4 protein-coding genes and 1 pseudogene are annotated in these 3405 nt (G+C 67.8%); 1 reads left to right on the top strand and 4 read right to left on the bottom strand.

Annotation, left to right across the window (positions count from 1 at the left end; translation table 11 throughout):
• The coding region (locus ACIPIA_RS12650; protein WP_400510043.1) for a dienelactone hydrolase family protein at positions 1-917 on the top strand (917 nt) is incomplete at its 5' end.
• Between the two features lie 177 nt (positions 918-1094).
• Here the strand turns inward: ACIPIA_RS12650 and ACIPIA_RS12645 are convergent.
• The 4 genes and pseudogenes from ACIPIA_RS12645 to ACIPIA_RS12630 form a co-directional block, all read right to left on the bottom strand.
• Complete coding sequence (locus ACIPIA_RS12645) at positions 1095-1694, bottom strand: CarD family transcriptional regulator (protein ID WP_400510041.1); 600 nt, start codon at positions 1692-1694, stop codon at positions 1095-1097.
• Between the two features lie 376 nt (positions 1695-2070).
• A complete protein-coding gene (gene fdxA, locus ACIPIA_RS12640; RefSeq protein ID WP_047576269.1) occupies positions 2071-2406 on the bottom strand; it encodes a ferredoxin FdxA in 336 nt (111 codons plus the stop codon).
• Between the two features lie 169 nt (positions 2407-2575).
• On the bottom strand, positions 2576-2884 hold the full coding sequence (locus tag ACIPIA_RS12635; RefSeq protein ID WP_400510038.1) for an RNA-binding S4 domain-containing protein: 309 nt from the start codon (positions 2882-2884) through the stop codon (positions 2576-2578).
• A gap of 24 nt (positions 2885-2908) precedes the next feature.
• Positions 2909-3405: pseudogene (locus ACIPIA_RS12630) on the bottom strand (helicase-related protein); the annotation flags it as partial.

Here is a 3405-nt window from a genome sequence, read left to right as displayed (position 1 = left end):
AAACCGCATCCCGCTTTTCGGATCGCTGCTCGCAAGGGGAAACAGGCATGGCGCTCGACCGCAGGATCGTCGAACTCTACGACGAATACACCCACAAGCCGCTCGACCGGCGCATCTTCATGAACCGGCTTCTCGCCATAGCCGGCACCACTGCGGCTGCGGAGGCGGCGCTTGCTTTGCTGGAACCCAACTATGCCCACGCCCAGCAGGTCGCGCCCGACGATGCCAGGATTTCCGCCTCACGCCTCGACGCCACCATCGATGGCGTGGCGCTCAAGGGCTATCTCGTCGCGCCGAAGGGCGAGGCGCGGCGCGGCGGCGTCCTCGTGATCCACGAGAACCGAGGCCTCAACCCGCATATCGAGGACATCACCCGTCGCATGGCGCTGGAAGGCTTCACGGCGCTGGGGCTCGATTTCCTGACGCCGCTCGGCGGCACCCCCGCTGACCCCGACGCCGCCCGCGCGCTCTTCCCGCAGCTCGCGCCCGAGGCGGTGATGGCGCAGGGGCGCGCGGCCCTCAAGTATCTGGCATCGCGCCCGGACGCGAGCGGCAAGGTCGGGGCCGTCGGCTTCTGCTGGGGTGGCGGCGCGGTCAACGACCTTGCCGTCTCCGCGCCGGAGCTGGCGGCCGGCGTCGTCTTCTACGGCCGCTCGCCCGACCTCGCCAGGGTACCGCAGATCAAGGCCCGGCTCCTGATCCAGCAGGCCGCGCGCGATACGCGCCTCGTCCAGATGCTGCCGGACTACGAGAAGGCACTGAAGGCCGCCGGCATCGGCTACGAAGCGATCGTCTACCCGGATGTCGACCACGCCTTCATGAACGACACCAGCGCCGAGCGCTACAACGCCGCGACGGCCAGGCAGGCATGGGCACGGACGATCGGCTTCCTCAAGGCAGGCACGAGCGCCGCCTGACAAAAGCCCGCGTGCGGGCGCGCCCACGGCGCACAGGCCGCAGACACGCCATGCACCGGCCCGGCAGCCGCGATGCCACGAGAGGCTGGTTTCGCGATGGCGCTGGCCCACGGCCGAACCAACAAAAAACCCGGCGGTTGCCCGCCGGGTCTTGCATTCCCGAAGGAAGGAGGCCGCTCAGGCCGCCTCTTCCTGCATGTCGTCGTTGTCGTTCTCGAGGTCGGCATCGGCATCCGTGGCTTCGGCCTTGCCGGCGCGGCGCGGCGACTTGGCGAGCTGGCCTTCGATCTTCTTCAGCGCCTCGGTCTCGGTGACGTCGTCGACCACCGCGATCTCGCGGGTCATGCGGTCGAGGGCAGCCTCATAGAGCTGACGCTCGGAGTAGGACTGCTCGGGCTGCGCCTCGGAGCGGTAGAGATCCCGCACGACCTCGGCGATGGCGACGAGATCGCCCGAATTGATCTTGGCTTCGTATTCCTGCGCGCGGCGCGACCACATGGTGCGCTTGATGCGGGCGCGGCCGGTGAGCGTGGTCAGGGCCTTGGCGACGGCTTCGGCGTCCGCGAGCTTGCGCAGGCCGACGCTCGCGGCCTTCGCGGTGGGAACGCGCAACGTCATCTTGTCCTTCGAGAAGCTGACCACGAAGAGTTCGAGTTTGAAACCTGCGACTTCCTGTTCCTCGATCGATGTGATCTGGCCGACGCCATGGGACGGATAGACGACGTACTCGCCCGTCTTGAAACCCTGGCGCACAACAGCTTTCTTCGCAGTGGACATGCCGTTACGACTCCTGACCGGCCCGCTCGACGCGAGCACGCGATGATCTGGCCTCCGTCCGGCTGGCCGGAGGCTTTCCGCCTGACGCGACGCTTGAAGGCACCGCCTCACGCTCCCTCAGTCGATGGTCTCATTCTGCCGCGTGGATGAGGACGACAATCAAAAACCGGCTCGGAGCCGGCCATGAATGACATCCTGATCTTTGGGGGCACCCCGTTTGTGAGACTCGCGCAGGGGCATGCGGAACCAATTCGACTGGGGCTAGCTTGTAACACAAAAAACACGCCGAATCAAAGGTAAACGCCGGAAGGCGTTCCCCCGTAAGGGCATGGCCAAGTCGTGGTTAACGCAGCGCGGCGGCGGGAAGCGGCGAAAATCAGTCGCCTTCGCCGGGCTCCGGCGAGAGCATCTCGAGCTTGCCGGGCACGCCGTCGAAGTCCTTTGCGTCGGCCGGCGGGTCCTTCTTCTGCGTGATGTTGGGCCAGCTCGCCGCGAACTTGCCATTGAGCTGCAACCAGCTTTCGAGACCCGGCTCGGTATCGGGCTTGATCGCCTCGGCCGGGCATTCCGGCTCGCAGACGCCGCAGTCGATGCACTCGTCGGGATGGATGACGAGCATGTTCTCGCCTTCATAGAAGCAGTCGACCGGGCAAACCTCGACGCAATCCATGTACTTGCACTTGATGCAGTTCTCGGTGACCACATAGGTCATGGGCCGGCCCTTCCAACTCTTCTAAACAACCCCATAAACCCTTGCCCGGCGCAGGTTTCAAGGCTGTTTTCGTGTTCTTCTGCAGAACGATTTTTCATTTCGAAGGCGCCGCGGAGACGATTTCCGTCTCCAGCCCGTTTCCGGCGCCTGCCGGCGACAGGGCGCGGATTTAGTCCTCGCCCTCGCCCTCCGCAAGCGACGCATCGCCGCTGCCGCCATCCACCCGCTCATAGAGCTGGCGCGCCGCCTCGAACGGGCCACGCCGTTCGGCGAAGCCGAGGACCTTCACGACCATGGTGGCATGCGGCAAGGCGAGCGTCAGCACCGCCCCGACCCGGATTCCCTGTGCCGGGTTCTCCGCACGCCGCCCCTCGATTCGGACATGGCCGTCCTCCACCAGGCGCACGGCGGCCGGCCGGGTCCGCGCGAAGCGCGCGAACCAGAGCCATTTGTCGAGGCGTTGGCGATGCTCCTGCAAGCGGTCAGCGCCTCCCGGGTGCGCTCAGTTCTTGCTGCCCTCGAGCTGGGCCTTGAGTGCGGCTAGCTTGGCGAAGGGCGAATCCGGATCCGGCTCGCGATTGGCCGGGCGCTGCCGCGCTGCCTGCTGGAAGCGCTCGCTGCCGCGCTCCTCGCGCCGCGGGCCGCCGGGACGTCCCTCGCGCTTGAAGTCGGGCCGCGGGCCACGACCGCCCTCGGGCCGCCCCTGACGGGGTTGCTGATCATCGCGACGTGGCCGCTCCTGACGCTGCCCCTGCCCCGCTTCGCCCTCGACACGGGCCGCTGCCGGACGCTGCTGGCCGGGGCGCTGCTCGCGGCGTTGACCGCCTTCGGGGCGGGCTTCGCGCTGCGGCCGCTCGCCGCGGCGCTGCTCGCCGTCACGACGACCGCGCTGGCCGTGCTCGGGGCGGCGCCCGCCCTGATGACGATGCGGCCGCCAGACCTCGATGAGCTCGGGCTCGGCCGGCGCAGCCTCGGCGGCCGGCGTCTCGGTCGTCGTCT

The sequence above is a fragment of the Allobosea sp. CER48 genome (genome assembly GCF_044752385.1).
GTDB lineage: Bacteria > Pseudomonadota > Alphaproteobacteria > Rhizobiales > Beijerinckiaceae > Allobosea.
The sequence above is the reverse complement of the archived record's forward strand: the minus strand, read 5'-3'. Positions and strand labels throughout refer to the sequence as shown.